The organism is Arenimonas sp., from assembly GCF_041913985.1.
GTDB lineage: Bacteria > Pseudomonadota > Gammaproteobacteria > Xanthomonadales > Xanthomonadaceae > Arenimonas.
On record NZ_JAYSEG010000013.1, the window covers coordinates 42433 to 68472 of the forward strand.

The following is a 26040-nucleotide window of genomic DNA, read 5'->3' on the forward strand; positions in this document are numbered from 1 at the left end:
CCATGCCCAGCCGCAAGCCGCCGCCCGCCAGGCCGCCGGGGAAACCTCGCAAGCTGGCCGCCCCGAAGGCGCCGCCGGTGCTGTCGGAGGTGCGCGAGCGCATCGACGGCATCGACCGCCAGATCCAGGCCCTGATCGCCGAGCGCGCCCGCTGGGCGCACCAGGTGGGCAAGGCCAAGGGCTCGCTCAAGGCCGCGGTCGATTACTACCGTCCCGAGCGCGAGGCGCAGGTGCTGCGCCAGGTGCTCGACCGCAACGACGGCCCGCTCAGCGACGAAGTGCTGCTGCGGCTGTTCCGGGAAATCATGTCGGCCTGCCTGGCCCAGCAGGAGCCCCTGAAGGTCGGCTACCTCGGGCCCGAGGGCACCTTCTCGCAGCAGGCCCTGCACAAGCACTTCGGCCATTCGGCCAAGGGCCTGCCGCTGGGCAGCATCGAGGAGGTGTTCCAGGAGGTCGAGGCCGGGCACGCCGATTTCGGCGTGGTGCCGGTGGAGAACTCGGGGCAGGGCACCATCCAGTCCACGCTGGACATGTTCCTGACCTCATCGCTGAAGATCTGCGGCGAAGTCGAGCTGGCCGTGCACCAGTACCTGATGTCGCGCACCGGCCGGCTCGAGGACATCGAGCGGGTGTATTCGCACCCGATGTCCCTGGCCCAGGCCAAGGCCTGGCTGCGCCAGCACCTGCCGAAGGCCGAGAAGATCGCGGTTTCAAGCAACGCCGAGGCGGCGCGCCGCGCCCGCAGCGCCGACGACTCGGCTGCCATCGCCGGCGAGAACGCCGGCCACGTGTATGGCCTCAGGACCATCGCCGGGCCCATCGAGGACCGGCCGGACAACACCACGCGCTTCCTGGTGCTGGGCCGCGAACTGTTCCCGCCCAGCGGCCACGACCGCAGCTCGCTGCTGGTCTACGTGCGTGACCAGCCCGGCGCGCTCTACAACGTGCTCAGCCCGTTCGCGCGCCACGGCGTGAGCATGAACCGCATCGAATCGCGCCCGGCGCACACCGGGCGCTGGCAGTACGCCTTCTTCATCGACGTCGGTGGCCACGTGCAGGATGGCCCGGTAGCCGACGCGCTGGCCGAACTGGGCGAGTACGCCACCGACATCAAGGTCCTCGGGTCCTACCCGGTGGCGCTGCTCTGAGCATGGACGAGGCCGCTTTCGCCGCCCTGGCCCAGCCGGGCATCCAGCGCCTGCGGGCCTACGACCCGGGCCTGGACCTCGTGGCCCTGCGCCGCGCCCACGCCGGCCTGGTCGAACTGGGTTCGAACGAAAACAGCCTGGGCCCCAGCCCCGCGGCCCGCGCCGCGGCCGCCGCCGCGCTGGCCGAGGTGCACCGCTACCCGGATCCGCTGGGTGGCGACCTCCGGCGCGCCATCGCCACGCACCACGGGCTCGAGCCCGCGCGCGTGCTGCTGGGCAACGGTTCGCACGAACTGCTGATGATGCTGGCCCAGGCCTTCGCCGGCCCCGGCCTGGACGTGGTGGCCTCGCGCTACGGCTTCGCCGTGTATGCGCTGGCCGCCCAGGCCGCGGGCGCGCGCCTGGTGCTGGCCGAGGCGCTGCCGGCCGGCCACGCCATGGCCCGCGGCCACGACCTTGATGCGCTTGCCGCCGCGCTCACCCCGCAAGCCCGGCTGGTCTACCTCGCCAACCCGAACAATCCCACCGGCACCTGGTTCAGCGGCGCGGCCTTCGAGGCCTTCCTGGCCCGCGTGCCGCGCACGACCCTGGTGGTGGTGGACGAGGCCTACCTCGAATACGTCACCGACCCCGCGCTGCCCTCGGCCGTGCGCCTGCTGGCGCGCTTCCCGAACCTGGTGGTCACGCGCACCTTCTCGAAGGCGCACGGCCTGGCCGGGCTGCGCGCCGGCTACCTGCTGGCCGCCCCGGGCCTGGTGGCGGTGATGGAGCGGCTGCGCGAATCCTTCAACGTCAACGGCCCGGCGCTGGCCGCCTGCGAGGCCGCGCTGGCCGACCGCGCCCACGTCGAACACGTGCGCCGCGCCAACGCCGCCGAGCGCGAGGCCCTGGCCGACGCGCTGCTGGCGCGCGAACTGGCCGTGTCGCCGTCGCAGACGAACTTCCTGCTCGTGGACTTCGGCCGCGAGGCCGCGCCCATCGAAGCCGGGCTGGTGGCGCGCGGCGTGGTGCCGCGGCCCATGGCGGGCTACGGCCTGCCCACCTGCCTGCGCCTCACCGTGGGCACGCGCGAAGAGAACCGCCGCCTGCTGCAGGCGCTCGACGAGGTGCTGGCATGAGCGTCCCGCGCCTCGACTGGCTGGCCGGGCAGGGCGGCCCGCTCACCGGCGAACTCACCGTGCCGGGCGACAAGTCGGTGTCGCACCGCGCCGTCATGCTGGCGGCCCTGGCCGAGGGTGAGTCGAGCATCGAGGGCTTCCTCGAGGGCGAGGACACCCGCGCCACCGCCGCCATCTTCGGCCAGCTGGGGGTGCGCATCGAAGCTCCCAGCCCGAGCCGGCGCCAAGTGGCCGGCGTCGGCCTGCACGGCCTGCGCGCCGCCGCCGGCCCGCTCGACTGCGGCAATGCCGGCACCGGCATGCGCCTGCTCGCCGGCCTGCTCGCGGGCCAGGCCTTCGACAGCGAACTGGTGGGCGACGCCTCGCTCTCGCGCCGGCCCATGGGCCGCGTGATCGACCCGTTGCGCCGGATGGGCGCCCGCATCGAGGCCCGCGAGGGCGGGCTGCCGCCACTTAGAATCCACGCAAGCTATGGCTTGCAAGCCATTGATTATGAACTTCCCGTAGCCAGTGCGCAGGTGAAATCCGCGGTCCTGCTGGCGGGCCTGTATGCCCGCGGCGAAACGGTGGTGCACGAACCACATCCGACCCGCGACTACACCGAGCGCATGCTCGCGGCCTTCGGCTGGCCGGTGCGCTTTTCGCCCGGGCTGGCGCGCCTCGAGGGCGGCCACCGCCTGCGCGCCACCGACGTGCGCGTGCCGGCCGATTTCTCCTCGGCGGCTTTTTTCCTGGTCGCCGCCTCGCTGGTGCCCGGCTCCGACCTGCTGCTGCGCCGCGTCGGCATGAACCCGCGCCGCACCGGCCTGCTGGCCGCGCTGCGACTGATGGGCGCCGACATCACCGAAACCAGCGCGGGCGAGCAGGGCGGCGAACCGGTGGCCGACCTGCGGGTGCGCCACGCCCGCCTGCGCGGCATCGCCGTGCCCGAAGCCCTGGTGCCGGACATGATCGACGAGTTCCCGGCCCTGTTCGTGGCCGCCGCCCTGGCCGAGGGCGAGACCCGGGTCAGCGGTGCCGCCGAGCTGCGCGTGAAGGAGTCCGACCGCATCGCCGTCATGGCCACGGCCCTGCGCGCCCTGGGCGCCGACATCACCGAAACCCCGGACGGGGCCCATATCCGCGGCGGCCGCCTGGCCGGCGGGCAGGCCGACAGCCATGGCGACCACCGCATCGCCATGAGCCTGGCCATCGCCGCCCAGCTGGCTTCGGGCGAAGTGCGCATCGGCGACTGCGCCAACGTGGCCACGTCCTTCCCCGGTTTCCTCGAATTGGCCCGCTCGGCCGGCTTCGGCCTGCGGGCGGCCCCGCCCATCCTCTAGAATCCCGGCCATGCCCCGCATCCCCGTGCTCACCATCGATGGCCCCTCCGGTTCCGGCAAGGGCACCATCAGTCGCGCCGTGGCCGAACGCCTCGGCTGGCATTACCTCGACTCCGGGGCCCTGTACCGGGCCGTGGGCCTGGCCGCGGCCTGGGAGGGCGTGGACCTGAGCGACGCCGAGGCGGTGGCCCAGTGCGCCGCCCGCACCGAGATCCGCTTCGAAACCGAAGGGGCGGGCGAGCCCCACGTGATCGTCAACGGCAAGGACGCCACCCGCCAGCTGCGCATGGAAACCGCCGGCGCGGCCGCCTCGGCCATTGCCGCCCACCCCCCGGTCCGGGCCGCCCTGGTGGACCTGCAGCACAAGTTCCGGCGCGCCCCTGGCCTGGTGGCCGACGGCCGGGACATGGGCACCGTGATCTTCCCGGACGCCCCCTACAAGGTCTTCCTGACGGCCAGCGCCGAGGAAAGGGCCAAAAGGCGTCATAAGCAGTTGAAGGAAAAAGGGGTTTCGGTTAATCTTGACAGTCTGCTGCACGAAATCGCCGCTCGCGACGAGCGCGATGCCGGTCGTGCGGTGGCGCCCCTGAAACCCGCGGACGACGCGGTGGTCGTGGACTCCACCGGCACGCCCATCACCGAGGTGATCGAGCGCGTGCTGTCGGTGCTGCCGGAAAAACTCCGCCAGCCCCGCCAGGACTGATCCCCCGGCGCATCCCGTCCCCACGGGGGCGACTTCCCAGGCAGAAAACGGTCCCGCGCCCGATGGCGCGGGGTATTCCCACGCGCATTTGGCGCCAACAGGTGGGTCGCGGCGGAGCCGCCGGCCCGTGTGTCCAACCGAGTATCCAACAATGACTGAATCTTTCGCTGAACTGTTCGAGCAGAGCCAGAACGCCCTCTCCAAGCTCAAGCCGGGCGCCATCGTCTCCGGCACCGTGGTCGAGGTGCGTTCGGACGTGGTCGTCATCAATGCCGGCCTGAAGTCCGAGGGCATCATCCCCATCGAGCAGTTCCGTAACGAAGCCGGCGAGCTCGAAGTCGCCGTCGGCGAGACCGTCAAGGTCGCCCTCGAGTACCTCGAGAACGGCTTCGGCGAGACCGTGCTGTCGCGCGAGAAGGCCAAGCGCGCCATGGTGTGGGACGAGCTCGAGGCTTCCATGGAAGCCGGCGAGATCGTCACCGGCCGCATCTCCGGCAAGGTCAAGGGCGGCTTCACCGTCGACATCCGCGACGTCCGCGCGTTCCTGCCGGGTTCGCTGGTCGACGTGCGCCCGGTCCGCGACCCGGGCTACCTCGAGGGCAAGGAACTCGAGTTCAAGATCATCAAGCTCGACCGCAAGCGCAACAACGTCGTCGTCTCCCGCCGCGCGGTGGTCGAGTCCGAGTCGAGCGTCGAGCGCGAGCAGCTGATGGAGCGCCTGCAGGAAGGCGCCGTCATCAAGGGCGTGGTCAAGAACCTCACCGACTACGGCGCGTTCGTGGACCTGGGCGGCATCGACGGCCTGCTGCACATCACCGACATGGCCTGGAAGCGCGTGCGCCACCCGTCCGAGGTGGTCAACGTGGGCGACGAGCTCGACGTGCGCGTGCTGAAGTTCGACCGCGAGCGCAACCGCGTCTCGCTGGGCCTGAAGCAGCTGGGCGACGATCCGTGGGACAACATCGCCCGTCGTTACCCGACCGGCGCCCGCCTGTTCGGCAAGGTCTCCAACGTCACCGATTACGGCGCGTTCGTCGAGATCGAGCCGGGCGTGGAAGGCCTGGTGCACGTCTCCGAAATGGACTGGACCAACAAGAACGTCAACCCGGCCAAGGTCGTGCAGGTCGGCGACGAGGTCGAGGTCATGGTGCTGGACGTGGACGAAGAGCGTCGCCGCATCTCGCTGGGCATCAAGCAGGTCACCAGCAACCCGTGGGAAACCTTCGCCGCCATCCACAAGAAGGGCGACAAGGTCGAAGGCCAGATCAAGTCGATCACCGACTTCGGCATCTTCATCGGCCTGGACGGCGGCATCGACGGCCTGGTGCACCTGTCCGACATCTCCTGGAACACCACCGGCGAGGACGTCGTCCGCAACTTCAAGAAGGGCGACAACCTGGAAGCCGTCGTGCTGGCCGTGGACCCCGAGCGCGAGCGCATCTCGCTGGGCGTCAAGCAGCTCGAGCAGGATCCGGTGGGCCAGTACATGGCCGGCACCCAGAAGGGCGCGATCGTCAACGGCGTGGTCAAGGAAGTCGACGCCCGTGGCGCCACCATCGAGCTCGAGGGCGGCGTCGAGGGCTACATCCGCGCCAACGACATCGCCAAGGAGCGCGTCGAGGACGCCACCCAGTACCTGAAGGTCGGCGACAAGGTCGAAGCCAAGTACATGGGCATGGACCGCAAGGGCCGCACCATGCAGCTCTCGATCCGCGCCAAGGACGAGGCCGAGCTGCAGGAGACGATGGCGGAGGTCAACAAGTCCTTCGACGCGTCCTCCGGCACCACCAAGCTGGGCGCCCTGCTGCGCGAGCAGCTGAACAAGGGCGAGTAAGCCCGCTGTACCGGCGCGGGGGGGGGGGGGGCCCCCGGCCCCCCCCCCCCCCCCCCCCGCCACCCCAGAACCGACCGAGGGACCGCCCGGAGATGACCAAGTCCGAACTGATCGAGGTGCTGTCGCGTCGCCAGGCCCATCTCAAGGCCGACGACGTGGACCTGGCCGTCAAGACCCTGCTCGAGATGATGAGCGGTGCCCTGACCCAGGGGGAGCGCATCGAGATCCGCGGCTTCGGCAGCTTCTCCCTGCATTTCCGTCCGCCGCGCCTGGGCCGCAACCCCAAGACCGGCGATTCCGTGGCCCTGCCCGGAAAGTACGTCCCGCATTTCAAGCCCGGCAAGGAACTGCGCGACCGGGTCAACGGCGCTCCGGTGGCCTCCGAAGGCTGAGCTTGCGGCCCGCAATGGGCTAAGCTTGCCGGTGCCCGGAACCGGACTCCTCGCGGATGCGACTGATCAAGGCCATTCTCGCGCTGCTCTTCGTTGCCTTCGGCGTGCTGTTCGGCGCGCTCAACCGCGACCCCGTCCGCATCGACCTGGGTTTCCTCAGCGTCGACACCCTTTCGCTCGGGACCAGCCTGCTGCTGGCCCTGCTGGCCGGCGCCCTGCTGGCTGGCTTCGTGCTCACCGCCACCGTCATCTGGCCGCTGCGCCACCGCCTGCGGCGCGGCCAGCCCGCGCCCGCGGCGCCGGCCACCGGCACGGAAGGCCATGACTGAACTGGCCTGGCTGCTGCTCCTGCTGCCCGTCGCGGCGGGTGGCGGCTGGCTGGCCGGCCGCCGTGGCGGCGAGCGCCGCGGCGGCGCGCGTGTCTCGCGCCTGTCGAACACCTATTTCCGCGGCCTGAACTACCTGCTCAACGAGCAGCAGGACAAGGCCATCGAAGTCTTCCTGCAGATCGCCGCCGTGGACAAGGACACGGTGGAGACGCAGTTCGCGCTCGGCCACCTGTTCCGCCGCCGCGGCGAAGTGGACCGCGCCATCCGCCTGCACCAGAGCCTGGTGGCCCGGCCGGGCCTCAGCGACGAACAGAAGACCCGCGCCGTGCTGGCGCTGGGCGAGGACTACATGCGCGCCGGCCTGCTCGACCGCGCCGAAACCCTGTTCACCGACCTGGTGCGCATGGGCGTGCTGGCGCCGCAGGCGCTGCGCCACCTGATCTCGATCTACCAGGCCGAACGCGACTGGGGCAAGGCCATCGCCCACGCGCGCCAGCTCGAGAACGCCGGCGGCGAGCCGATGGGCAAGCTGGTGGCCCAGTTCCACTGCGAACTGGCCGAAAAGGCGCGGCTGGCCGGCGACATCGACCAGGCGCGCCAGCACGTGGCTGATGCCTACGCCGCCGACAGCCATTCGGTGCGCGCCGGCCTGGTGGAAGGCCGGCTGGAGCTGGCCGCCGGCAACGACGCCGCCGCCATCCGCGCCTTCGAGCGCGTGGCGCGGCATGACATCGAATTCCTGCCGGAAATCCTCGAACCGCTGCTCGGCTGCTACGAGCGGCGCGGCGAGGGCGCCCGCGCCCGCGGTTTCCTGATGGAGATGATCGAGCACTACCCGGGCGTGTCGCCGGTGCTGGCAATCGCCCGCATGATCGAGCGCGAGGAGGGCAAGACCGCGGCGCTGGCCTTCCTCTCGCGCCAGCTCAAGGAGCGGCCGTCGGTGCGCGGCGAGGCGGCCTTCATCGAGCTGAGCCTGCGCGATGCCGACACCGACCCGGCCGTCGCGCTCAAGACGCTCAAGCAGATCACCGAGCAACTGGTCGTGCGCACGCCGGGCTACCGCTGCCAGCGCTGCGGCTTCGGCGCGCGGGCGCACCACTGGCAGTGCCCGGGCTGCAAGTCCTGGGGCAGCATCAAGCCGGTGCACGGCGCGGTCAGCGAGTGAATTCGATGCCGCCCCTGTGGATGCTGGCGATCGCCTCGCTGGCGGCGTCCTTCCTGCTTTCGCTGGCTTGGCGCGCCTTCGCGCTGCGCCGCGGCCACGTCGACCATCCGGGTGAGCGCCGCCTGCACCAGGTGGCCACGCCGCGCGGCGGCGGTATCGGCATCGCGCTGGTGCTGCTGCTGGCCTCGGCCTGGCTGGGCGAGGGCAGGGCGGCCTTCGCGATGGGACTGGCGCTGTGCGCCGGCGCCGGCCTGGTCGACGACCTGCGGCCGCTGCCGCCGGCGCTGAAGCTGGCGCTGCAGGTGGCCGGCGCGCTCTGCCTGGCCTGGGCCTTTCCGCTGCTGCCCGCGCTGCTGGGCGAGCCGCTGGGCGTGGCCGCCGCCGCGTTTTTCGTGGTTGGCCTGGTGAACGTCTGGAATTTCCTCGACGGCAGCAACGGCATGGCCGCCACCCAGGCGCTGCTCTCGGCGCTGGGGCTGGCGCTGCTGGCACCGGCGGCGCCTGGGCTCGCCTGGCTGGCGGTGGCGCTGGCCGCGGCTAGCCTTGGCTTCCTGCCGCTGAATTTCCCGCGGGCGCGCCTGTTCCTGGGCGACGTGGGCAGCCATGCCCTGGGTTACGGCGTGGCCGCGCTGGGCCTGGTGGCCGCATCGAAGCTCGAACCCGCGCAGGCCTGGCTGCTGCTGCTGCCGCCCTCGGTGATGCTGATCGACGCCGGCCTCACCCTGCTGGCGCGTGCGCGCCGCCGGCAGGTGCTGTGGCAGGCGCACCGCGAACACCTCTACCAGCGCGCCGTCGCCCGTGGCTGGAGCCACGCCGGCGTCTGTGCGCTCTACGCCGCCTGGACGGTGGCCGCCTGCGCCCTCGCGCTGGCAGTCGCGGGCCAAACGCCGCCGTGGCCGCTGGCCGCGTGCGCGCTGGCCTACGTCGCGGGAATGATTCTGCATGCCGCCCTGGGCCGCCGCTGGCCGCGCCCGGGTGAACCCCTGGAGTCCGCTGGATGAAGTTGAACCTGGGTGCCCTGTCGAGCCGGGTGCCGCGCCTGTTGATCGTGCTGCACGACCTGGTGATGGTCGCGCTGGTTTGGCTGGGCCTGCGCTGGCTGGCCGGCGTGGCCGGCGCGCCGCCGGCGCCGTCGCTGGGCATCGAACTGCTGGTGGCCGTGGGCACCCAGGGCCTGGTGCTGCGCGCGGTGGGCCTGTACCAGGGCCTGTGGCGCTTCGCGAGCCTGCCCGACCTGGCCAACCTGGTCCGCGGCGCCCTGGCCGGCGTGCTGCTGATCGTGGCGCTGCTGTTCCTGCTGGGCGTGCTGCCCGACGTGCCGCGCCGCGTGCTGTTCCCGTACCCGATCGCGCTGGTCTTCATGCTCGGCCTGCCGCGCCTGCTGTACCGGCTGTGGAAGGACTACCGCCAGGCCTCGCACCGCGCCGACGCCAAGCGCGTGCTGGTGCTGGGCGCCGGCCGCACCGCCGAGACCCTGCTGCGCGACCTGCGCAGCGACGGCCGCTACCAGCCGGTGGGCCTGCTCGACGACAACGTGGCGCTCAAAGGCGCCAAGGTGCAGAGCGTGCCGGTGCTGGGCACGCTCGACGAGCTGCCCTACCTGGCGCAGGAAACCGCGCCGAACCTGATCGTCATCGCCATGCCCTCGGCCAGCGCCGCCGAGATGCAGCGCGTGGTGGCGCTGTGCGACGAAACCGGGCTGCCGTTCCGAACCGTGCCGCGCCTGTCCGACATGCTGGCCGGCAAGCCACAGCGCCTGGAGCTGAGCGAGGTGCGCATCGAGGACCTGCTGGGCCGCCAGCCGGTGCAGTTCGACGCGCGCCTGGGCGCCGGCACGGTGGCCGGGCGCCGGGTGATGGTGACCGGCGCGGGCGGCTCCATCGGCTCCGAGCTGGCGCGCCAGTGCGCGGCCGCGGGCGCCGCCTCGGTGCTGCTGTTCGAGCGCGCCGAACTGCCGCTCGACGAGATCACCACCGAGCTGCAGCGTGAATTCCCGCAGGTGGATGTCCGGCCCATGCTGGCCGACTGCGGCGACGCCACCGCCTGCCGCATCGCCCTGGCCGGCGGCATCGACTACGTCTTCCACGCCGCCGCCTGCAAGCAGGTGCCGATGCTGGAAGGGCAGGTGCGCGAAGCCCTGCGCAACAACGTCGGCGGCACCGCCGTGGTGGCGCGCGCCTGCCGCGAGGCCGGCGTGGGCCACTTCGTGCTGATCTCCACCGACAAGGCCATCCACCCGGCCAACGTGCTGGGCGCCAGCAAGCGTTTCGCCGAGCTCGCCTGCCAGGTGGAACTGGGCGGCAGCCCGGTGCGGCTGTCGATCGTGCGCTTCGGCAACGTGCTCGACTCGGCCGGCAGCGTGGTGCCCCTGTTCCGCAAGCAGATCGCCGCCGGCGGCCCGGTGACGGTGACGCACCCGGAGGTGACGCGCTACTTCATGACCATCCCCGAGGCCTGCCAGCTGATCCTGCACTCGGTGAGCCTGGGCCATGAAAGCGGCGCGGTGTATGCGCTGGACATGGGCCGCCCGGTGGCCATCCGCGAACTGGCCGAGCAGATGATCCGGCTCAGCGGCAAGCGTCCCGGGATCGACATCAGCGTCAGCTACACTGGCCTGCGCCCCGGCGAGAAGCTGCACGAGATCCTGTTCCACCCCGACGAGCGCTACCAGCGCACGCGCCACCCGCGCATCCTGCAGGCGCAGCCGCGCGAGGCCGACGCGGCCGCGTTGCGCAGCCTGCTCGAACGGATGGACGCGCTGCTGCGCGACCCGGGCGCGGAGGCGGCGCTGGCGGCCCTGCTGCGCGAGGCGGTGCCGGAATACCGGCCCGGCGCCGCGCAGGGCGACGACCCGTACCCCGAAGACCTCAATCCTGTCTGACGAAAGACCCCGACGAGAGCCCCATGAGCCAACGCATCCGCAAAGCCGTCTTTCCCGTCGCCGGCCTGGGTACGCGCTTCCTGCCGGCCACCAAGACCGTGCCCAAGGAAATGCTGCCGGTGGTGGACAAGCCGCTGATCCAGTACGCGGTGGACGAGGCCATCGAGGCCGGCTGCGACACCCTGGTGTTCGTCACCAACCGCTACAAGCACTCGGTGGCCGACTACTTCGACAAGGCCTACGAGCTCGAGCAGAAGCTGGAGAAGGCGGGCAAGTCCGAGCTGCTGTCGCTCATCCGCGACGTGCTGCCGCGGCACGTGCGCGCCGTGTTCGTCACCCAGGCCGAGGCGCTGGGCCTGGGCCACGCCGTGCTGTGCGCGCAGCCGGTGGTCGGCGACGAACCCTTCGCCGTGCTGCTGCCCGACGACCTGATCTGGAACAAGGGCCCCGGCGCGCTGCGCCAGATGGCCGACCTGGCCGAGCAGGAGTCGGCCAGCGTGGTGGCGGTGCAGGACGTGCCGCGCGAGCAGACCGGCAGCTACGGCATCGTCGCCACCCGCGACTTCTCCGGTCGCCACGGCGAGATCACCGCCATCGTCGAGAAGCCCCGGCCGGAAGTCGCGCCCAGCAACCTGGCCGTGGTCGGCCGCTACGTGCTCAGCGGCCGCATCTTCGAGCTGCTCAAGCGCACGAAGCCAGGTGCGGGCGGCGAGATCCAGCTCACCGACGGCATCGCCGCGCTGATGGCGGAGCAGCGCGTTCTGGCCTATCGCTTCCAGGGCCGGCGCTTCGACTGCGGCAGCCGCATCGGCCTGGTCGAGGCCACCATCGAATTCGCGCTCGACCACGAGGACCTGGCCGAGCCAGCCCGCGAATACATGCGCGCCGCGCTGGCGCGCTGAACCCGGGGCCCGCCGCATGGAGGCCGCGACCTATTACCGCGCCTCGTCGCCCGCGCCGGCGCCGCGCCCGGCGCTGTCCGGTCGCCGCGAGGCCGAAGTGTGCATCGTCGGCGGTGGTTTCGCCGGGCTGAATACCGCGCTGGCCCTGGCCGAGCGCGGCATGCGCGACGTGGTGCTGCTGGAGGCGAAGACGCTGGGCCACGGCGCCTCGGGCCGCAACGGCGGCTTCGTGTTCGGTGGTTTTTCCCGCGGCGAGGACGCGCTGCTGGCCGACCTGGGCGAGCAGCGCGCGCAGGCGCTCTACTCGGGCACCCAGGACGCCGTCGGGCTGATCCGCCAGCGCATCGCCCGCCACGGCATCGACTGCCAGGCCACCGACGCCGGCGTCATCTGGGCGAACTGGTTCCGCGACCCGTCGGTGCTCAAGGCGCGGCAGGCGCTGCTGGCTCGCCATTACGGCGTGGAATGGGAATGGCTCGACCGTGCCCGCATGGCCGGGCTGGTCCACAGCGAGCGCTACACCGAGGGCCTGTTCGAGGCCAATGCCCTGCATTTCGACCCGCTGGCCTATGCGCGCGGCCTGGCGCGGGTGGCGGCGGGGCAGGGCGTGGCGCTGCACGAAGCCACGCCGGCGCTGGCGCTCGACCGCGAGGGCCACGGCTGGCGCGTGCGCACGCCCGAGGGCGAAGTGCATGCGCGGCACGTGGTGCTGGGCTGCGGCGGTTACCTGGCCGGCCTGCGCCGCGAGGTGGATGCCGGCGTGATGCCCATTGCCACCTACGTCATGGTGACCGAGCCGCTGGGACCGCGGCTGGACGAGGTACTGCGCACGCGCGCCGCCATCTACGACACCCGCTTCGCCTTCGATTATTACCGGCCGCTGCCCGATACCCGCGTCCTCTGGGGCGGCCGCATCTCGGTGCTCGACCGCTCGCCGGCCGCCGTGCAGCGGCTGCTGCGGCGCGACCTGCTCAAGGTGTTCCCGCAGCTGGCCGACGTGCGCATCGAACACGCGTGGTCGGGCCTGATGAGCTATGCCCGCCACCAGATGCCGCAGATCGGCCGGGTGGACGAGGGGCTGTGGCTGGCCCAGGCCTTCGGCGGCCACGGCGTGGCGCCCACCACCTTCGCCGGCGAGGTGCTGGCCTCGGCCATCGCCCACGGCGACCCGCGCTGGCGCGAGTTCGCCGACTACGGCCTGGTCTCGGCGCTCAAGCCCACCGGCTTCGTCGGCGCCCAGCTCAGCTACTGGTGGTACCAGGCCCGCGACGCCTGGAAAGACTGGCGGGAAGGCCCTCGCGGCGCGTGAGCCGCGCAAAGAAAACGGGCCCCGAGGGGCCCGTCTTCGTTTGCGGAGTGGGGCGGTCAGAGGGCTTCGAAGATGCCCGCGGCGCCCATGCCGGTGCCGATGCACATGGTGACCATGCCGTACTTCTGCTGGCGGCGGCGCAGGCCGTGCACGATGGTGGCCGTGCGGATCGCGCCGGTGGCGCCCAGCGGGTGGCCCAGGGCGATGGCGCCACCCAGTGGGTTCACCTTGGCCGGGTCGAGTTCGCAGGTGCGGATCACCGCCAGGGCCTGCGCGGCGAAGGCTTCGTTGAGCTCGATCCAGTCCAGCTGGTCGGCGGTGAGGCCGGCCTGGCGCAGCACCTTGGGAATGGCGGCGATCGGGCCGATGCCCATCACCTCCGGGCGCACGCCCGCGACCGAGAAGCCGACGAATCGCGCCAGCGGGGTCAGGCCGTAGTCCTTGATCGCCTGCGCCGAGGCCAGCATCACCGCGCCGGCGCCGTCGGACATCTGCGAGCTGTTGCCCGCCGTCACCGAGCCGCCGTTGCGGAACACCGGGCGCAGCTTGGCCAGGCCTTCGGCGCTGGTGTCGGCGCGCGGGCCCTCGTCCTGCTGCACCAGCATCTCGCGCAGCTTCACGGTGTTCGAACCCAGCACCGGCTGGCGCGAGAACACCTGGTAGGGCGTGATCTCGGCGTTGAACTCGCCGGCCGCCTGGGCCGCCAGCGCCTTCTGGTGCGAGGCGAGGGCGAAGGCGTCCTGGTCCTCGCGGCTGACCTTCCACTCCTCGGCGACCTTCTCGGCGGTGATGCCCATGCCGTAGGCGATGGCCACGTTCTCGTCCTGGAAGACCTTCGGGCTCATGGCCACCTTGTTGCCCATCATGGGCACCATGGACATGGACTCGGTGCCGCCGGCCAGCACCAGGTCGGCTTCGCCGAGGCGGATGCGGTCGGCCGCCAGCGCCACGGCCTGCAGGCCCGAGGAGCAGAAGCGGTTGATGGTCTGGGCCGCGATGACGTTGGGCAGGCCGGCCAGCAGCAGGCCGATGCGCGCCACGTTCATGCCCTGCTCGCCCTCGGGCATGGCGCAGCCGATGATGGCGTCGTCGATGCGGGTGGGGTCGATGCCCGGGCACTGGTCCACCACGGCGCGCAGCACGTGGGCCAGCATTTCGTCGGGGCGGGTGTTGCGGAAGACGCCGCGCGGGGCCTTGCCCACCGGGGTGCGGGTGGTGGCGACGATGTAGGCGTCCTGGATTTGCTTGGTCATGGTCGGTTCCTTGTCGTCGCTCAGTTGCGCAGCGGCTTGCCGTTCTTGAGCATGTAGGCGATGCGTTCCTGGGTCTTGGGCATCTGCGCCAGGGCCACGAAGTGCTCGCGCTCGAGCTTGAGCAGCCAGGCCTCGTCCACCAGCGCGCCGCGGTCCACCTCTCCGCCGCACATCACGGTGGCGATGCGCTTGCTCACCTCGTAGTCGTGTTCGGAAATGAAGCGGCCCTCGAGCATGTTCTCCAGCATCATGCGGAAGGTGGCGATGCCGACGTCGCCGGCCACCGGGATGCCACGCGCCGGCAGCGGCGGGCGGTAGCCCGACTCGGCCAGGGCGCGGGCCTGGGCCTTGGCCACGTGCAGCAGTTCGTAGGCATTGAAGACCACCACGTCGCCCTCGCGGGCCAGCTTGAGCTCCTTGGCCTCGAGCGCCGAGGTGGAGACCTTGCCCATCGCCACGGCCTCGAAATACGGCTTGAGCTGGGCGAACACGTCGCCGCCCGGGCCGGCCGCCTGCGCGGCGCGCAGCGCGATTTCCTTCAGGCCGCCGCCGGCCGGCAGCAGGCCCACGCCGGCCTCGACCAGGCCAATGTAGCTCTCGAGCGCGAACACGGTGCGGGCCGAGTGCATCTGGAACTCGCAGCCGCCGCCCAGGGCCAGGCCGCGCACGGCCGCCACCACGGGCACCAGCGAATACTTGATGCGCTGGCTGGCCGACTGGAAGGTTTCCACCATGGCCTCGAACTCGGCCAGCTTGCCGGCCTGCAGCGACGCCATGGCGCCAGAGAGGTCGGCACCGGCCGAGAACGGCTCCTTCGGCTGCCAGATGACCAGGCCCTGGAAGTCCTTCTCGGCGCGGTCCACGGCCTCGAGCACGCAGGCCAGGACGCCGTCGCCGACGGTGTTCATCTTGGTCTTGAAGCTGAGCACCGCGATGCCGTCGCCGTCATGCCACATGCGCACCGCGTCGGTTTCGAACACGGTTTCGCCCGGCGCGGCGCGTTCGCCCAGCACGGGGTCCGGGAAGCGCTGGCGCTGGTAGACGGGCAGGGTGGAGCGCGGCAGCTTGCCACCGCGCACCGGGCTGAAGCTGCCTTCGGCGGCGTGCACGCCGTCGCGGCCGTCGAACACCCAGTCCGGCAGCGGCGCGCTGGACATGGCCTTGCCGGCCACGATGTCCTCGGCGATCCATTCGGCCACCTGCTTCCAGCCGGCGGCCTGCCAGGTCTCGAACGGGCCCAGGCTCCAGCCGTAGCCCCAGCGGATGGCCAGGTCGACGTCGCGGGCGGTCTCGGCGATCGAGGCCAGGTGGTAGGCGCTGTAGTGGAACAGGTCGCGGAACACCGCCCACAGGAACTGCGCCTGCGGATGCTGGCTGGCGCGCAGCTGGGCGAACTTCGCGGCCGGGTCCTTGTTCTTGAGGATGGCCACGACCTCCGGGTCGGCCACGCCGGTGGCCGGGCGGTAGTCCTGGGCCTTGAGGTCCAGCACCACGATGTCCTTGCCCTTCTTCATGAAGATGCCGGCACCGGTCTTCTGGCCCAGCGCGCCCTTGCCTATGAGCGCCTGCAGCCACTCGGGCGCCTTGAAGTACTTGTGCCAGGGGTCGTCCGGCAGGGTGTCGGCCATGGTCTTGATGACGTGGGCCATGGTGTCCAGGCCGACCACGTCGGAGGTGCGGTAGGTGGCCGACTTCGGGCGGCCGAGCAGGGGGCCGGTCAGGGCGTCCACCTCGTCGAAGCCCAGGCCCGACTGGGCCGTGTGGTGCAGGGTGGAGAGGATGGAGAAGACGCCGATGCGGTTGCCGATGAAGTTCGGCGTGTCCTTGGCGTAGACCACTCCCTTGCCCAAGGTGGTGACCAGGAAAGTCTCAAGTCCTTCAAGCACTTGCTTGTCGGTCTTCGCGCAAGGGATGAGCTCGGCGAGGTGCATGTAGCGCGGCGGGTTGAAGAAGTGCACGCCGCAGAAGCGGGTGTGCATGGACTCGGGCAGCACCTCGGCCAGGCCGTTGATGCTCAGGCCCGAGGTGTTCGAGGCCAGGATGGCGTGCGGGGCCACGTAGGCCTCGATGCGGTCGTAGAGCGCCTTCTTCCAGTCCATGCGCTCGGCGATGGCCTCGATGATCAGGTCGCAGTCGCGCAGCAGCTCCAGGTGCTGGTCGTAGTTGGCCGGCGTGATCGCCGCGGCCTTGGCCTTGCTGGCGAAGGGGGCGGGCGAGAGCTTGCCGAGGTTGGCGATGGCCTTCTCGACGACGCCGTTGGGGCTGCCTTCCTTGGCCGGAAGGTCGAACAGGACGGTGTCCACGTCGGCGTTGGCGAGGTGGGCGGCGATCTGCGCGCCCATCACGCCGGCGCCGAGCACGGCCACCTTGCGGATGCGAAGTTGCGGCATGGTTGAAGCTCCGTGGGAGGAGGAAACGGGGGCTCAGCCGGCCCGGAGGCCGGCGGCGGCGAAGCGGATCAGGCCCTGGGCGGCCTTTTCGCAGTGGGCCTTCTCGGACACGCCCGAGGGCCGCTTGATCAGGCCGAAATCGGCCATGGCATAGGTGAGCGCGCCGGCGGTGAAGTCCAGGCGCCAGTACAGGTCTTCCTTGGCCAGGTCGGGCAGGGCCTGGCCGATGGCCTTGGCGAATTCGCGCAGCACGTGGCCGTAGTTGTCGGACAGGAACTTGCGCAGGCGGTCGTTCTTCTCGGCGAAGGCGCGGGCCAGTACCCGCACGAAGGCCGAGCCGCCGTGGCGGTCGAGGGTGAGGGCCAGGGGCGGTTCGATGAAGGCGGCCAGGATGGCCTCCAGGTCGCCCGGCTTCTCGGCCTGGGCCTTGCGCAGCAGGGCCAGGCGGCGTTCGCTCATGTCGTCCATGCGGCGCCGGAAGACCTCGTTGACCAGGTTCTCCTTGCTGCCGAAGTGGTAGTTAACGGCCGCGATGTTCACGTCGGCGCGGCTGGTTACCTGCCGCAGCGAGGTGCCGGCGAAGCCGTGCTGGGCGAAGAGCTCCTCGGCGGCGCCGAGGATGCGTTCCTTGGTGTTGAAATGGGTCGTCGTCATGGCCTGCCAGCGTTCGATTCAAACGTGTGTTGGCGAGTGTACGCCGCCCGCGCCCGCCGTCAAATGGGCAATTGAAACGAGCGCAGGGACCGAGGGTCCCCGGGGAGGGGTGAGGGCGGGGTGCGGGATGCTGCTGGAAATATTCAGGGATTTGCGCTAAACCCTCGATTGGACGGGGTTTTGTGTTAAATTCAGCGGCCCGATAAACCCCTGCAACCTACGGAGTTAGACCATGGCGCTGGAGCGCACCATTTCCATCATCAAGCCCGACGCGGTCGCCAAGAACGTCATCGGCGAGATCTACAGCCGCTTCGAGAAGGCCGGCCTGAAGGTCGTGGCCGCCAAGATGAAGCACCTCTCGCGCAAGGAAGCCGAAGGCTTCTACGCCGTGCACCGCGAGCGCCCGTTCTTCAACGCGCTGGTCGAGTTCATGATCTCCGGCCCGGTGATGATCCAGGTGCTCGAGGGCGAGAACGCCGTCGCCAAGAACCGCGAGCTGATGGGCGCCACCAACCCGAAGGAAGCCGCGCCGGGCACCATCCGCGCCGACTTCGCCCAGTCCATCGACGCCAACGCCGTGCACGGTTCGGACAGCCTGGAGAACGCGGCCATCGAGACCGCGTACTTCTTCGCCGCCACCGAGCTCTGCCCGCGCTGAGGAACGCCGTGACCGAGGTCGTCGCCAAGACCAACCTGCTCGACCTCGATCGCGAGGGCATGGAGCGCTTCTTCGCCGAGACCCTCGGCGAGAAGCGCTTCCGCGCCCACCAGGTGATGAAGTGGATCTACCACCAGCATGTCACCGACTTCGCGCAGATGACCGACGTGGGCAAGGCGCTGCGCGCCAAGCTCGAGGCCCACGCCGAAATCCGCCCGCCGAGCGTGCAGTTCGACAAGCCCTCGGCGGACGGCACCCACAAGTGGCTGCTGGGCATGGACTCGGGCAACGCCATCGAGACCGTGTTCATCCCCGACAAGGGCCGCGGCACGCTGTGCGTGTCCAGCCAGGTCGGCTGCGGCCTGAACTGCCAGTTCTGCTCCACCGCCACGCAGGGCTTCAACCGCAACCTCAGCACCGCCGAGATCATCGGCCAGGTGTGGGTGGCCTCGAAGCACCTGGGCAACAAGACCCACCTGCACCGCAAGCTCACCAACGTGGTGATGATGGGCATGGGCGAGCCGCTGCTGAACTTCGACAACGTCGTGCGCGCCATGAACCTGATGCGCGACGACCTGGGCTTCGGCCTGGCGAACAAGCGCGTCACCCTGTCCACCGCGGGCCTGGTGCCCATGATCGACCGGCTGGGCGAGGAGAGCGACGTGTCGCTCGCCGTCTCGCTGCACGCGCCGAACGACGAGCTGCGCACCCAGCTGGTGCCGCTCAACAGGAAGTACCCCATCGCCGAACTGATGGCCGCCTGCGTGCGCTACCTGCAGCGCCGCAAGAAGGGCGAGTCCATCACCTTCGAATACACCCTGATGAAGGGCGTGAACGACACCCCGGAAATCGCCCGCCAGCTGGCGCGGTTGATGAAGCAGTTCTGCAACCAGGTGCAGTACTCGGAAGCGGGCAAGGTCAACCTGATCCCGTTCAACCCGTTCCCGGGCACCCGCTTCGAGCGCAGCGACGAAGCGACCATCCGCGCCTTCCAGAAGATCCTGCTCGACGCCGGCGTGCTCACCATGGTGCGCCGCACCCGTGGCGACGACATCGACGCGGCCTGCGGCCAGCTCAAGGGCCAGGTCATGGACCGCACCCGTCGCCAGGCCGAATTCAAGCGCAAGCTCGAGGAAAAGGGAGTGTCCGATGCCGCGTGATTCCTTCCCGCTGCTGTCCGCCCTGGTGCTGGCCCTGGCGCTGGCGGGCTGCGCCTCCGGCGGCGCCGCCAGGAAGCCGGTGACCACCGAGACCACCATGAGCAACAAGGGCCTGGCGAACCTGCAGCTGGCGCAGAACTACCTGCGCGTCGGCAAGCTCGACCTGGCCATGGACCGCGCCAACCGCGCCCTGCGCCACGACCCCGATTCGGCCGACGTGCAGATCGTGATGGGCATGATCCGCCAGGCCCTCGACGACGAGGAACGCGCCGGCGAACACTTCGCCCGCGCGGTGAAGCTGGCCCCGGAAAGTGGCCACGTGCTCAACGTTCACGGCGCCTGGCTGTGCGAGCACGGCAAGCCCGACGAGGCCGACGCGCTGTTCGCCCGCGCCGTGCGCGACCCGTTCTACGAAGCCAAGGCGCAGAGCTATTACAACGCCGGCCGCTGCGCCATGCAGGCCGGCAACCTCGAGCGCGCCGAGCCGCCGCTGCGCAAGGGGCTGGAGCTGGCGCCCGAAGACCCGCTGCTGCTCGAGCAGATGGCCCGCCTGCAGTTCCGCCAGGGCAATTTCCTCGGCGCGCGCGCCTTCGTGCAGCGCCGCGAGGCCCTGGGCGAGGTCGGCGCCGACATGCTCGAGCTGGCCACCGCCATCGAAGAGGGCGCGGGCGACCGCGCCGCCGCCGAACGCTACCGCAGCCGCCTGCGTGAGCAGTTCCCGGACCACACGCCCAACTCCCCGGAGGGGACGCCGTAGTCATGAGCACCGAAGGCATGCAGGAAGCGTTGTTCCAGGATCCGATCGGCATGCGCCTGCGCGCCGCCCGGACCAAGGCCGGCCTCAGCGTCGAGCAGGCCGGCCAGCAGCTGCGGCTGCCGGTGGCGATCATCGAAGCGATGGAGCGCGAGGACTGGGCCCGCCTGGGTGCCCCCATCTACGTCCGCAGCTACCTGGGCAGCTACCTGCGCCTGGTCGGCCTGCCGGACACCCTGGCCGAACAGGTGGCCACCACCAAGCCGGCGCCGCCGCTGGTGACCATGGCCTCGCGTTCGCGAATGCGCCGCACCTTCGACCGTTCCGTGCGCAACCTGGTGTACCTGGTGATGACCGCGGTGCTGGTGGTGCCGGTGGTGCTGGTGGCTCGCCACTACCAGGCGGCGGAGCGCGCGCCCTCGCTCACGCTCGACACCGATCCTTCTTCGCTGCCGCCGGCCCTGGCCGACGTGGCGCCGCCGCCCGCGCCCGAAGTCCGCGTGGCCGAGCCGGCTACCACGCCCGAACCCGCGGCGCCGGCCACCCGCGAGACCGGCCCCGACCCGGTGATGGCCTCGATGGCGCCGTTCCAGAAGCAGGCGCCCGCCGCCGCCGACGTGGCCGAGGGACTGCTGCTGCGCTTCACCGGCCAGAGCTGGATCGACGTCACCGACGCCAGCGGCGCGCGCATCGAGCGTGGCCTGGTGGACGCCGGCGCCGAGCGTCGTTACGCGCCCGGACAGGTCGCGCACATTACGCTCGGCAACGCCGAAGCGGTGCAGGTGCTGCATGGCGGGGAACCGGTGGACCTGGCGCCTTACCGCGCCGCGAACGTCGCCCGCTTTACGGTATCCTCTAGCGGCGAACCCGCTCCCGCCCGGCACTGACCGCGGCCGCAGCCTCCTTACCACCCGCCCGCGCGCCTGCGCCGGGCCCGAAGAAGCGATCCATGGACCAGACCGACGAATACGAACAGGGCGAACGCGTTCGCGCCTGGCTGCGAAACAACGGCTCCTCGCTCATCACCGGCATCGCCCTGGGCCTGGCCGCCCTCGGTGGCTGGCAGTGGTGGCAGGGGCAGGGCGAACTGCGCAAGGTCGAAGCCGCCGCGGAGTACGTGGCCTTCAACAAGGCCGTCGAGGCCAATGACGCCGCCAAGGCGGCCGCGCACGCCCAGGCCATCCGCCAGAACCACCCGAAGACGCCTTACGTCGCGCTTGCCGCGCTGGCCGAGGCGGAGATGCTGCACGCGGCCGGCAAGACCGACGAAGCCCTCGCCATGCTTGACGGCGTGCCCGCCGAAAACACCGACCCGGCCCTGGCCGAGCTGGTGAAGCTGCGCGCGGTGCGCCTGCTGGCGGGGCAGGGCAAGCACGAGGAAGCGATCAAGCGCCTCGACGCCACCCCGTTCCCCAGCTACGCCGGCGTGGCCGAAGAGCTGCGCGGCGACGCCGAACTGGCGCTGGGCCGCCGAGAGCAGGCCCGTGCCGCCTACGAGAAGGCGCTGGCCGCCCTCGACCAGGGCGCGCCGACCCGCGGCATCGTCGAAATGAAGTTCACCGAGGCCGGCGGCCGCCTGCCCGAACAGCCGGAGGCCTGAGCGCATGCTGCGTCGTTCCCTGATCATCGCGGCGATCCTCGCCTTCGCCACCGGCTGCACCACCATCAAGGGCATCTTCGGCGACAAGGCCAGCAAGGCGCTTGAGCCGGCCGAGCTGGTCGAAATCGAGAGCCCGATCGCGGTCAAGCCCAGCTGGACCCGCAAGCTCGGCGACGGCAACGCCGCGCTCGGCCTGCGCCAGCGCCCGGCCATCGAAGGCGACCGCCTTTACGTTTCGAACGACGAGGGCCGCGTGCTGGCCCTGGACGCCAACACCGGCGACACCCTGTGGGACTCCGAGGTCGTCAAGACCGGCAAGCAGGGCAGCCGCGTGTTCTTCTGGCGCCGCAAGGCCATCGACGGCGGCCTGACCGGCGGCCCGGGCGCCGGCAACGGCATGGTCGTGGCCGGCGGCCGCAATGGCGAAATCGTCGCCCTGGACGCTGAAACCGGCGCCGAGCGCTGGCGCGCCCGCGCCACGTCGGAAGTCATCGCCACGCCGCTGGTCACGCCCGACCGCATCGTGGTGCGCAGCAACGACGGCCGCGTGTTCGGCCTCGACCCGGCCGACGGCACCCGCAAGTGGGTGTTCGACCGCGGCGTGCCGGCGCTGAGCGTGCGCGGCAACGGCGCGCCGGTGAGCGACGGCCAGCTGGTCTACCTCGGCTACGACGACGGCACCGTGGTCGCCCTGCGCCTGCAGGACGGCCTGGTGGGTTGGACCCAGCTGGTCGCCGAAGCCGACGGCCGCAACGAACTCGACCGCATGGCCGACGTGGACGGCGAACTGGCCCTGGGCTACCAGGAAATCTACGCCACCAGCTTCCGCAGCCAGACCATGGCCATCTCCACCGCCAACGGCCGCCCGCTGTGGAACCGCGACGTCGGCGGTTACGCCGGCCTGGCGCTGTTGGCCGACCGCCTGATCGTCACCGACCCGGCGGGCACCGTCTGGGCGCTCGACCGCAACAACGGCTCGGCGCTGTGGAAGCAGGAGGCGCTGGCGCGCCGCTGGCTCACCACGCCGGCGCTGCAGGGCGACTACATCGTGGTCGGCGACATCGAGGGCTACCTGCACTGGATCCGCGCTTCGGACGGCGTCATCGCCGGCCGCGACCGCGTCGCCAAGGAAGCCATCCGCGGCACCCCGCAGGTCACGCCCACGGGCACCCTGCTGGCGCTCACCATCGACGGAAAGCTGGCCGCCTACCCGGCGCCGGCGCAGTAACGCGGCTTCGGCCGATCGGGAGAGATCCACGTGTTGCCTTTGGTCGCTCTCGTTGGCCGTCCGAACGTCGGCAAGTCCACGCTGTTCAATGCGCTCACGCGCAGCCGCGACGCGCTCGTCCATGACGAGCCCGGCGTCACGCGTGACCGCCACTACGGCATCTGCCGCCTGGTCGAGGGCCATCCCTTCGGCCTGTGCGACACCGGCGGCCTGTCGGGCGAGGAAGAAGGCCTGGCCGGCGCCACCGCGCGCCAGTCGCGCGCCGCGGTCGAGGAAGCCGACCTGGTGCTGTTCGTGGTGGATGGTCGCGAAGGCCCGTCCGCGCTCGACCAATCCATCCTGGCCTGGCTGCGCAAGAGCGGCCGGCGCTTCTTCCTGGTGGTCAACAAGGTCGACGGGCTCGACCTGCAGGCCGTGCTGGCGGAATTCGCGCGCTTCGGCGTCGAGAAGGTCATCCCGGTCGCGGCCGCGCACCAGCGCGGGGTACCCGAACTGCTCGAACAGGTCATCCCCGAGCTGCCGGAAGACGGCGACGCCGAGGTGCTGGCCGACGACCCGGGCCGCATCCGCATCGCCTTCCTGGGCCGCCCGAACGTGGGCAAGTCCACCCTGGTGAACCGCCTGCTCGGCGAGGAGCGCATGATCGCCTCCGACGTGCCGGGCACCACCCGCGATTCCATCGCGGTGGACCTCACCCGCGACGGCCGCGATTACCGCCTGATCGACACCGCCGGCCTGCGCCGCCGCTCCAAGGTCGAAGAGGCCGTGGAGAAGTTCAGCGTCTTCAAGACCCTGCAGGCCATCGAGAACTGCCAGGTGGCCGTGGTGCTGCTCGACGCCGGCGAAGGCGTGACCGAGCAGGACGCCACCGTGCTGGGCCACGTGCTCAACGCCGGCCGCGCCCTGGTGATCGCCGTGAACAAGTGGGACGGCCAGACCAAGTACCAGAAGGAGCAGACCGAGGCGCTGATGGTGCGCAAGCTGGCCTTCTGCGAATGGGCCGAGCGCATCACCATCTCGGCCAAGCACGGCACCGGCATGCGCGAGCTGTTCCGCGCCATCCACCGCGCCCACGCCTCGGCCACGCGCGAGTTCAGCACCTCGGAAACCACCAAGGCGCTGGAAATCGCCTACCAGAGCTTCCCGCCGCCGGCGGTACGCGGCCACGTCTCGAAGCTGCGCTACGCCCACCCGGGCGGCAGCAACCCGCCCACCTTCATCGTGCACGGCACGCGGCTGCGGGTGCTTACCGACAGCTACCGGCGCTACCTCGAGAACTTCTTCCGCAAGCGCTTCAAGCTGGTGGGCACGCCCATCAAGTTCGTCTTCAAGGAGGGCGAGAACCCCTATGAAGGCAAGAAGAACGTGCTCACCGAACGCCAGGTGGCGAAGAAGCGCCGCCTGATCCGGCACATCAAGCGCAACAAGTGATCCCGCCGGGCGCGGTCACGCTGGGCCTGCTGGCCGGCGGACGCGGCGAACGCTTCGGCGGCCGCGACAAGGCCTGGATCGAACACCACGGCCGGCCGCTGATCGCCCACGCCAACGACGCACTGCAGGCCCCGTTCGCCGCGCGGCTGGCCAGCGTGCGCGAGGACGACGAACGCCTCGCCGCGCTCGGCCTGCTGCCGGTGCATGACCTCCGCCCCGATTTCGCCGGGCCCGTCGCCGGGCTCGAAGCGCTGGCCTGGGCCTGCCCGACGCCCTGGCTGCTGACGCTGCCGGTGGACCTTTCCGGAATGCCCGCCGACCTGCCGGCGCGCCTGTGGGCGAAACGCGGCGAACATGGCGCCGGCACGCGCGATGTCCACGGCCCGCAGCCGCTGCTGGCACTCTGGCACGCCCCCGCGCTGGCCACGGCTGCGTCCGCCGCGCTGGAAGCGGGGCAGGGCGCCGCCTGGCGCCTGGCGGAAACGCTGCGTCTGCCCGCGCTGGACTTGTCGCCGCGGGTGCTGGCGAACTTCAATACCCCCGAATCACTGCTGCAGGACGCTGGCCCGTGACCGAAGCCAACCGCATTTCCCTCGCCGAAGCCCTGGCGTGCATCGACCGCGTCGCCGCGGCGGCGCGCCTGCCGGCGGAAACCGTCGCGCTTTCGCGCGCCCACCGGCGCGTGCTTGCCGAAGACGTGGTGGCGGAGGGGCCGCTGCCGGGCTTCGACAACTCGGCGATGGATGGTTTCGCCGTCCGCGCCGCCGACCTGGAACGCGCCGCCAGCGATGGCCTGGTGCTGGCCGCCGAACAGTTCGCCGGCCGCGACCTGGGGCACGCGCTTTCGCCGGGCGAATGCATCCGCATCACCACCGGCGCACCATTGCCGGCCGGCGCCGACACCGTGCTGATGAAGGAAAACGCCGCGCTGCGCGAGGGCCGTGTGTTCCCGCTCGCCGCGCCCGCACCCGGCACGCACGTGCGCCGCGCGGGCGAGGACGTCTCACCCGGCGAGACGGTGCTGCGTGCCGGCCAGGTACTCGATGCCGCGAGCCTGTCTCTGGCCGCCGCCCTGGGCCAGGCCGAGCTGCGCGTGGCCAAGCGCCCCACGGTGGCCGTGTTCACCACCGGCGACGAACTGCGCCCGCCGGGCCAGCCGCTGGCGCCGGGCGAAATCCACGACAGCAACCGCGTGCTGCTGCAGTCGCTGCTGATGGCCGAAGGCTGCGAACCCGTGGCCTGGCCCATCCTGCCCGACGACCCGGTGCGCCTGGCCGCCGCGCTGCGCGACGCGGCGTTTTCCTTCGACGTGGTGCTGACCTGCGGCGGCGTGTCCGCCGGCGAGAAGGACCATTTGCCGGCCCTGCTGCGCGAGGAAGGCGAGGTGCACTTCTGGAAGGTGCGCATGAAACCCGGCATGCCGGTGCTGTTCGGCCGCCTCGGCGTGGCCCACGTGCTGGGCCTGCCCGGCAATCCGGTGTCGGTGCTGGCCACCTTCCTGGGCCTGGGCCGCCGCCTGCTCGACGGGCTGCAGGGCAGGGGAGCGCCGCGCCCCGTCGTTCGCGCCCGCCTGGAGCTGCCGGTGGCCAAGAACCACGAACGCCTGGAGTTCATGCGCGGCATGCTGGCCTGCAGCGACGATGGCCAGCTGCGGGTGCGCCCGAACCCCGCCGTGGCCTCGCACCGCCTGCGCGCCGCCGCGGATTCGAACTGCCTGATCGTGCTGCCCGAAGGCCTGGCCGAATATGCGCCGGGCGACGTGGTGGAAATCGTGCCGTATGCCGGCGCGCTGGGCGCGGGCTAGACTCA

The 26040-nt window shown here is 71.0% G+C and carries 24 protein-coding genes; 21 read left to right on the forward strand and 3 right to left on the reverse strand.

The window, feature by feature from the left end; genetic code table 11:
• Positions 1-2: 2 nt before the first annotated feature.
• The 12 genes from pheA to ACE3Q2_RS06385 all read left to right on the forward strand — a co-directional run bounded on the left by pheA (position 3) and on the right by ACE3Q2_RS06385 (position 13103).
• Positions 3-1148, forward strand: coding sequence for a prephenate dehydratase (gene pheA / locus ACE3Q2_RS06330; protein WP_374473425.1), 1146 nt, complete (start codon positions 3-5; stop codon positions 1146-1148).
• A gap of 2 nt (positions 1149-1150) precedes the next feature.
• Positions 1151-2266, forward strand: a complete 1116-nt coding sequence (gene hisC, locus ACE3Q2_RS06335; RefSeq protein WP_374473426.1) for a histidinol-phosphate transaminase — start codon at positions 1151-1153, stop codon at positions 2264-2266.
• Positions 2263-3588, forward strand: a complete 1326-nt coding sequence (aroA, locus tag ACE3Q2_RS06340; RefSeq protein ID WP_374473427.1) for a 3-phosphoshikimate 1-carboxyvinyltransferase — start codon at positions 2263-2265, stop codon at positions 3586-3588. The genes hisC and aroA overlap by 4 nt, the downstream gene beginning before the upstream one ends.
• Before the next feature lie 10 nt (positions 3589-3598).
• Positions 3599-4291, forward strand: coding sequence for a (d)CMP kinase (gene cmk / locus ACE3Q2_RS06345; RefSeq protein ID WP_231693893.1), 693 nt, complete (start codon positions 3599-3601; stop codon positions 4289-4291).
• A 151-nt stretch (positions 4292-4442) separates the two neighbouring features.
• Positions 4443-6125 (forward strand): 30S ribosomal protein S1, encoded by a 1683-nt coding sequence (rpsA, locus tag ACE3Q2_RS06350; RefSeq protein WP_374473428.1) that lies wholly within the window; start codon positions 4443-4445, stop codon positions 6123-6125.
• Between the two features lie 92 nt (positions 6126-6217).
• Complete coding sequence (locus ACE3Q2_RS06355; RefSeq protein ID WP_043799547.1) at positions 6218-6517, forward strand: integration host factor subunit beta; 300 nt, start codon at positions 6218-6220, stop codon at positions 6515-6517.
• Positions 6518-6573: 56 nt separating this feature from the next.
• On the forward strand, positions 6574-6846 hold the full coding sequence (locus ACE3Q2_RS06360) for a lipopolysaccharide assembly protein LapA domain-containing protein (protein WP_231693891.1): 273 nt from the start codon (positions 6574-6576) through the stop codon (positions 6844-6846).
• The gene (gene lapB / locus ACE3Q2_RS06365) at positions 6839-8011 is read left to right on the forward strand and encodes a lipopolysaccharide assembly protein LapB (RefSeq protein WP_231693890.1); all 1173 of its coding nucleotides are present in this window, start codon (positions 6839-6841) and stop codon (positions 8009-8011) included. Before ACE3Q2_RS06360 ends, lapB begins: the two co-directional genes overlap by 8 nt.
• A 5-nt stretch (positions 8012-8016) precedes the next feature.
• Positions 8017-9012, forward strand: a complete 996-nt coding sequence (locus ACE3Q2_RS06370) for a lipopolysaccharide biosynthesis protein (RefSeq protein WP_374473429.1) — start codon at positions 8017-8019, stop codon at positions 9010-9012.
• Positions 9009-10892, forward strand: a complete 1884-nt coding sequence (locus tag ACE3Q2_RS06375; protein ID WP_374473430.1) for an SDR family NAD(P)-dependent oxidoreductase — start codon at positions 9009-9011, stop codon at positions 10890-10892. Before ACE3Q2_RS06370 ends, ACE3Q2_RS06375 begins: the two co-directional genes overlap by 4 nt.
• Positions 10893-10915: 23 nt before the next feature.
• Positions 10916-11794: a UTP--glucose-1-phosphate uridylyltransferase GalU gene (galU, locus tag ACE3Q2_RS06380; protein ID WP_374473431.1), complete on the forward strand. Its 879-nt coding sequence runs from the start codon at positions 10916-10918 to the stop codon at positions 11792-11794.
• A gap of 16 nt (positions 11795-11810) precedes the next feature.
• Entirely contained in the window at positions 11811-13103 is a 1293-nt protein-coding gene (locus ACE3Q2_RS06385) for an NAD(P)/FAD-dependent oxidoreductase (RefSeq protein WP_374473432.1), read from the forward strand.
• A gap of 56 nt (positions 13104-13159) precedes the next feature.
• Here ACE3Q2_RS06385 and ACE3Q2_RS06390 read toward each other — a convergent pair whose 3' ends face one another.
• From ACE3Q2_RS06390 to ACE3Q2_RS06400, 3 genes are read right to left on the reverse strand one after another with little or no spacing between them, the layout of a single operon-like run.
• Complete coding sequence (locus ACE3Q2_RS06390; RefSeq protein WP_374473433.1) at positions 13160-14356, reverse strand: acetyl-CoA C-acyltransferase; 1197 nt, start codon at positions 14354-14356, stop codon at positions 13160-13162.
• A gap of 20 nt (positions 14357-14376) precedes the next feature.
• Positions 14377-16746 (reverse strand): 3-hydroxyacyl-CoA dehydrogenase/enoyl-CoA hydratase family protein, encoded by a 2370-nt coding sequence (locus ACE3Q2_RS06395; protein ID WP_374473434.1) that lies wholly within the window; start codon positions 16744-16746, stop codon positions 14377-14379.
• 33 nt (positions 16747-16779) lie between these two features.
• Complete coding sequence (locus tag ACE3Q2_RS06400; protein ID WP_043799531.1) at positions 16780-17400, reverse strand: TetR/AcrR family transcriptional regulator; 621 nt, start codon at positions 17398-17400, stop codon at positions 16780-16782.
• A 232-nt stretch (positions 17401-17632) separates the two neighbouring features.
• Here ACE3Q2_RS06400 and ndk point away from each other — a divergent pair, with 232 nt between their 5' ends.
• The 9 genes from ndk to glp all read left to right on the forward strand — a co-directional run bounded on the left by ndk (position 17633) and on the right by glp (position 26035).
• Positions 17633-18058 carry a nucleoside-diphosphate kinase gene (gene ndk, locus ACE3Q2_RS06405; protein ID WP_043799529.1) on the forward strand — a complete coding sequence of 142 codons (426 nt, stop codon included), beginning with the start codon at positions 17633-17635 and terminating at the stop codon, positions 18056-18058.
• A 59-nt stretch (positions 18059-18117) separates the two neighbouring features.
• Positions 18118-19218, forward strand: a complete 1101-nt coding sequence (gene rlmN, locus ACE3Q2_RS06410) for a 23S rRNA (adenine(2503)-C(2))-methyltransferase RlmN (protein WP_374473450.1) — start codon at positions 18118-18120, stop codon at positions 19216-19218.
• Positions 19208-19975, forward strand: a complete 768-nt coding sequence (pilW, locus tag ACE3Q2_RS06415) for a type IV pilus biogenesis/stability protein PilW (protein ID WP_374473435.1) — start codon at positions 19208-19210, stop codon at positions 19973-19975. Before rlmN ends, pilW begins: the two co-directional genes overlap by 11 nt.
• 2 nt (positions 19976-19977) lie before the next feature.
• A complete protein-coding gene (locus tag ACE3Q2_RS06420) occupies positions 19978-20859 on the forward strand; it encodes a helix-turn-helix domain-containing protein (RefSeq protein ID WP_231693881.1) in 882 nt (293 codons plus the stop codon).
• A 62-nt stretch (positions 20860-20921) separates the two neighbouring features.
• A complete protein-coding gene (locus ACE3Q2_RS06425; protein ID WP_374473436.1) occupies positions 20922-21572 on the forward strand; it encodes a YfgM family protein in 651 nt (216 codons plus the stop codon).
• Between the two features lie 4 nt (positions 21573-21576).
• The gene (gene bamB, locus ACE3Q2_RS06430; protein ID WP_374473437.1) at positions 21577-22800 is read left to right on the forward strand and encodes an outer membrane protein assembly factor BamB; all 1224 of its coding nucleotides are present in this window, start codon (positions 21577-21579) and stop codon (positions 22798-22800) included.
• A gap of 30 nt (positions 22801-22830) precedes the next feature.
• Complete coding sequence (der, locus tag ACE3Q2_RS06435) at positions 22831-24231, forward strand: ribosome biogenesis GTPase Der (protein WP_374473438.1); 1401 nt, start codon at positions 22831-22833, stop codon at positions 24229-24231.
• Positions 24228-24803 (forward strand): molybdenum cofactor guanylyltransferase, encoded by a 576-nt coding sequence (locus ACE3Q2_RS06440; RefSeq protein WP_374473439.1) that lies wholly within the window; start codon positions 24228-24230, stop codon positions 24801-24803. Before der ends, ACE3Q2_RS06440 begins: the two co-directional genes overlap by 4 nt.
• A complete protein-coding gene (glp, locus tag ACE3Q2_RS06445) occupies positions 24800-26035 on the forward strand; it encodes a gephyrin-like molybdotransferase Glp (RefSeq protein ID WP_374473440.1) in 1236 nt (411 codons plus the stop codon). The genes ACE3Q2_RS06440 and glp overlap by 4 nt, the downstream gene beginning before the upstream one ends.
• The last annotated feature ends 5 nt before the right edge of the window (positions 26036-26040 follow it).

Bases quoted from the DNA above. Each gene is read 5' to 3' on its own strand.
- pheA (WP_374473425.1), top strand. From the start codon at position 3: ATGCCCAGCCGCAAGCCGCCGCCCGCCAGGCCGCCGGGGAAACCTCGC.
- hisC (WP_374473426.1), top strand. From the start codon at position 1,151: ATGGACGAGGCCGCTTTCGCCGCCCTGGCCCAGCCGGGCATCCAGCGC.
- aroA (WP_374473427.1), top strand. From the start codon at position 2,263: ATGAGCGTCCCGCGCCTCGACTGGCTGGCCGGGCAGGGCGGCCCGCTC.
- cmk (WP_231693893.1), top strand. From the start codon at position 3,599: ATGCCCCGCATCCCCGTGCTCACCATCGATGGCCCCTCCGGTTCCGGC.
- rpsA (WP_374473428.1), top strand. From the start codon at position 4,443: ATGACTGAATCTTTCGCTGAACTGTTCGAGCAGAGCCAGAACGCCCTC.
- ACE3Q2_RS06355 (WP_043799547.1), top strand. From the start codon at position 6,218: ATGACCAAGTCCGAACTGATCGAGGTGCTGTCGCGTCGCCAGGCCCAT.
- ACE3Q2_RS06360 (WP_231693891.1), top strand. From the start codon at position 6,574: ATGCGACTGATCAAGGCCATTCTCGCGCTGCTCTTCGTTGCCTTCGGC.
- lapB (WP_231693890.1), top strand. From the start codon at position 6,839: ATGACTGAACTGGCCTGGCTGCTGCTCCTGCTGCCCGTCGCGGCGGGT.
- ACE3Q2_RS06370 (WP_374473429.1), top strand. From the start codon at position 8,017: ATGCCGCCCCTGTGGATGCTGGCGATCGCCTCGCTGGCGGCGTCCTTC.
- ACE3Q2_RS06375 (WP_374473430.1), top strand. From the start codon at position 9,009: ATGAAGTTGAACCTGGGTGCCCTGTCGAGCCGGGTGCCGCGCCTGTTG.
- galU (WP_374473431.1), top strand. From the start codon at position 10,916: ATGAGCCAACGCATCCGCAAAGCCGTCTTTCCCGTCGCCGGCCTGGGT.
- ACE3Q2_RS06385 (WP_374473432.1), top strand. From the start codon at position 11,811: ATGGAGGCCGCGACCTATTACCGCGCCTCGTCGCCCGCGCCGGCGCCG.
- ACE3Q2_RS06390 (WP_374473433.1), bottom strand. From the start codon at position 14,356: ATGACCAAGCAAATCCAGGACGCCTACATCGTCGCCACCACCCGCACC.
- ACE3Q2_RS06395 (WP_374473434.1), bottom strand. From the start codon at position 16,746: ATGCCGCAACTTCGCATCCGCAAGGTGGCCGTGCTCGGCGCCGGCGTG.
- ACE3Q2_RS06400 (WP_043799531.1), bottom strand. From the start codon at position 17,400: ATGACGACGACCCATTTCAACACCAAGGAACGCATCCTCGGCGCCGCC.
- ndk (WP_043799529.1), top strand. From the start codon at position 17,633: ATGGCGCTGGAGCGCACCATTTCCATCATCAAGCCCGACGCGGTCGCC.
- rlmN (WP_374473450.1), top strand. From the start codon at position 18,118: ATGGAGCGCTTCTTCGCCGAGACCCTCGGCGAGAAGCGCTTCCGCGCC.
- pilW (WP_374473435.1), top strand. From the start codon at position 19,208: ATGCCGCGTGATTCCTTCCCGCTGCTGTCCGCCCTGGTGCTGGCCCTG.
- ACE3Q2_RS06420 (WP_231693881.1), top strand. From the start codon at position 19,978: ATGAGCACCGAAGGCATGCAGGAAGCGTTGTTCCAGGATCCGATCGGC.
- ACE3Q2_RS06425 (WP_374473436.1), top strand. From the start codon at position 20,922: ATGGACCAGACCGACGAATACGAACAGGGCGAACGCGTTCGCGCCTGG.
- bamB (WP_374473437.1), top strand. From the start codon at position 21,577: ATGCTGCGTCGTTCCCTGATCATCGCGGCGATCCTCGCCTTCGCCACC.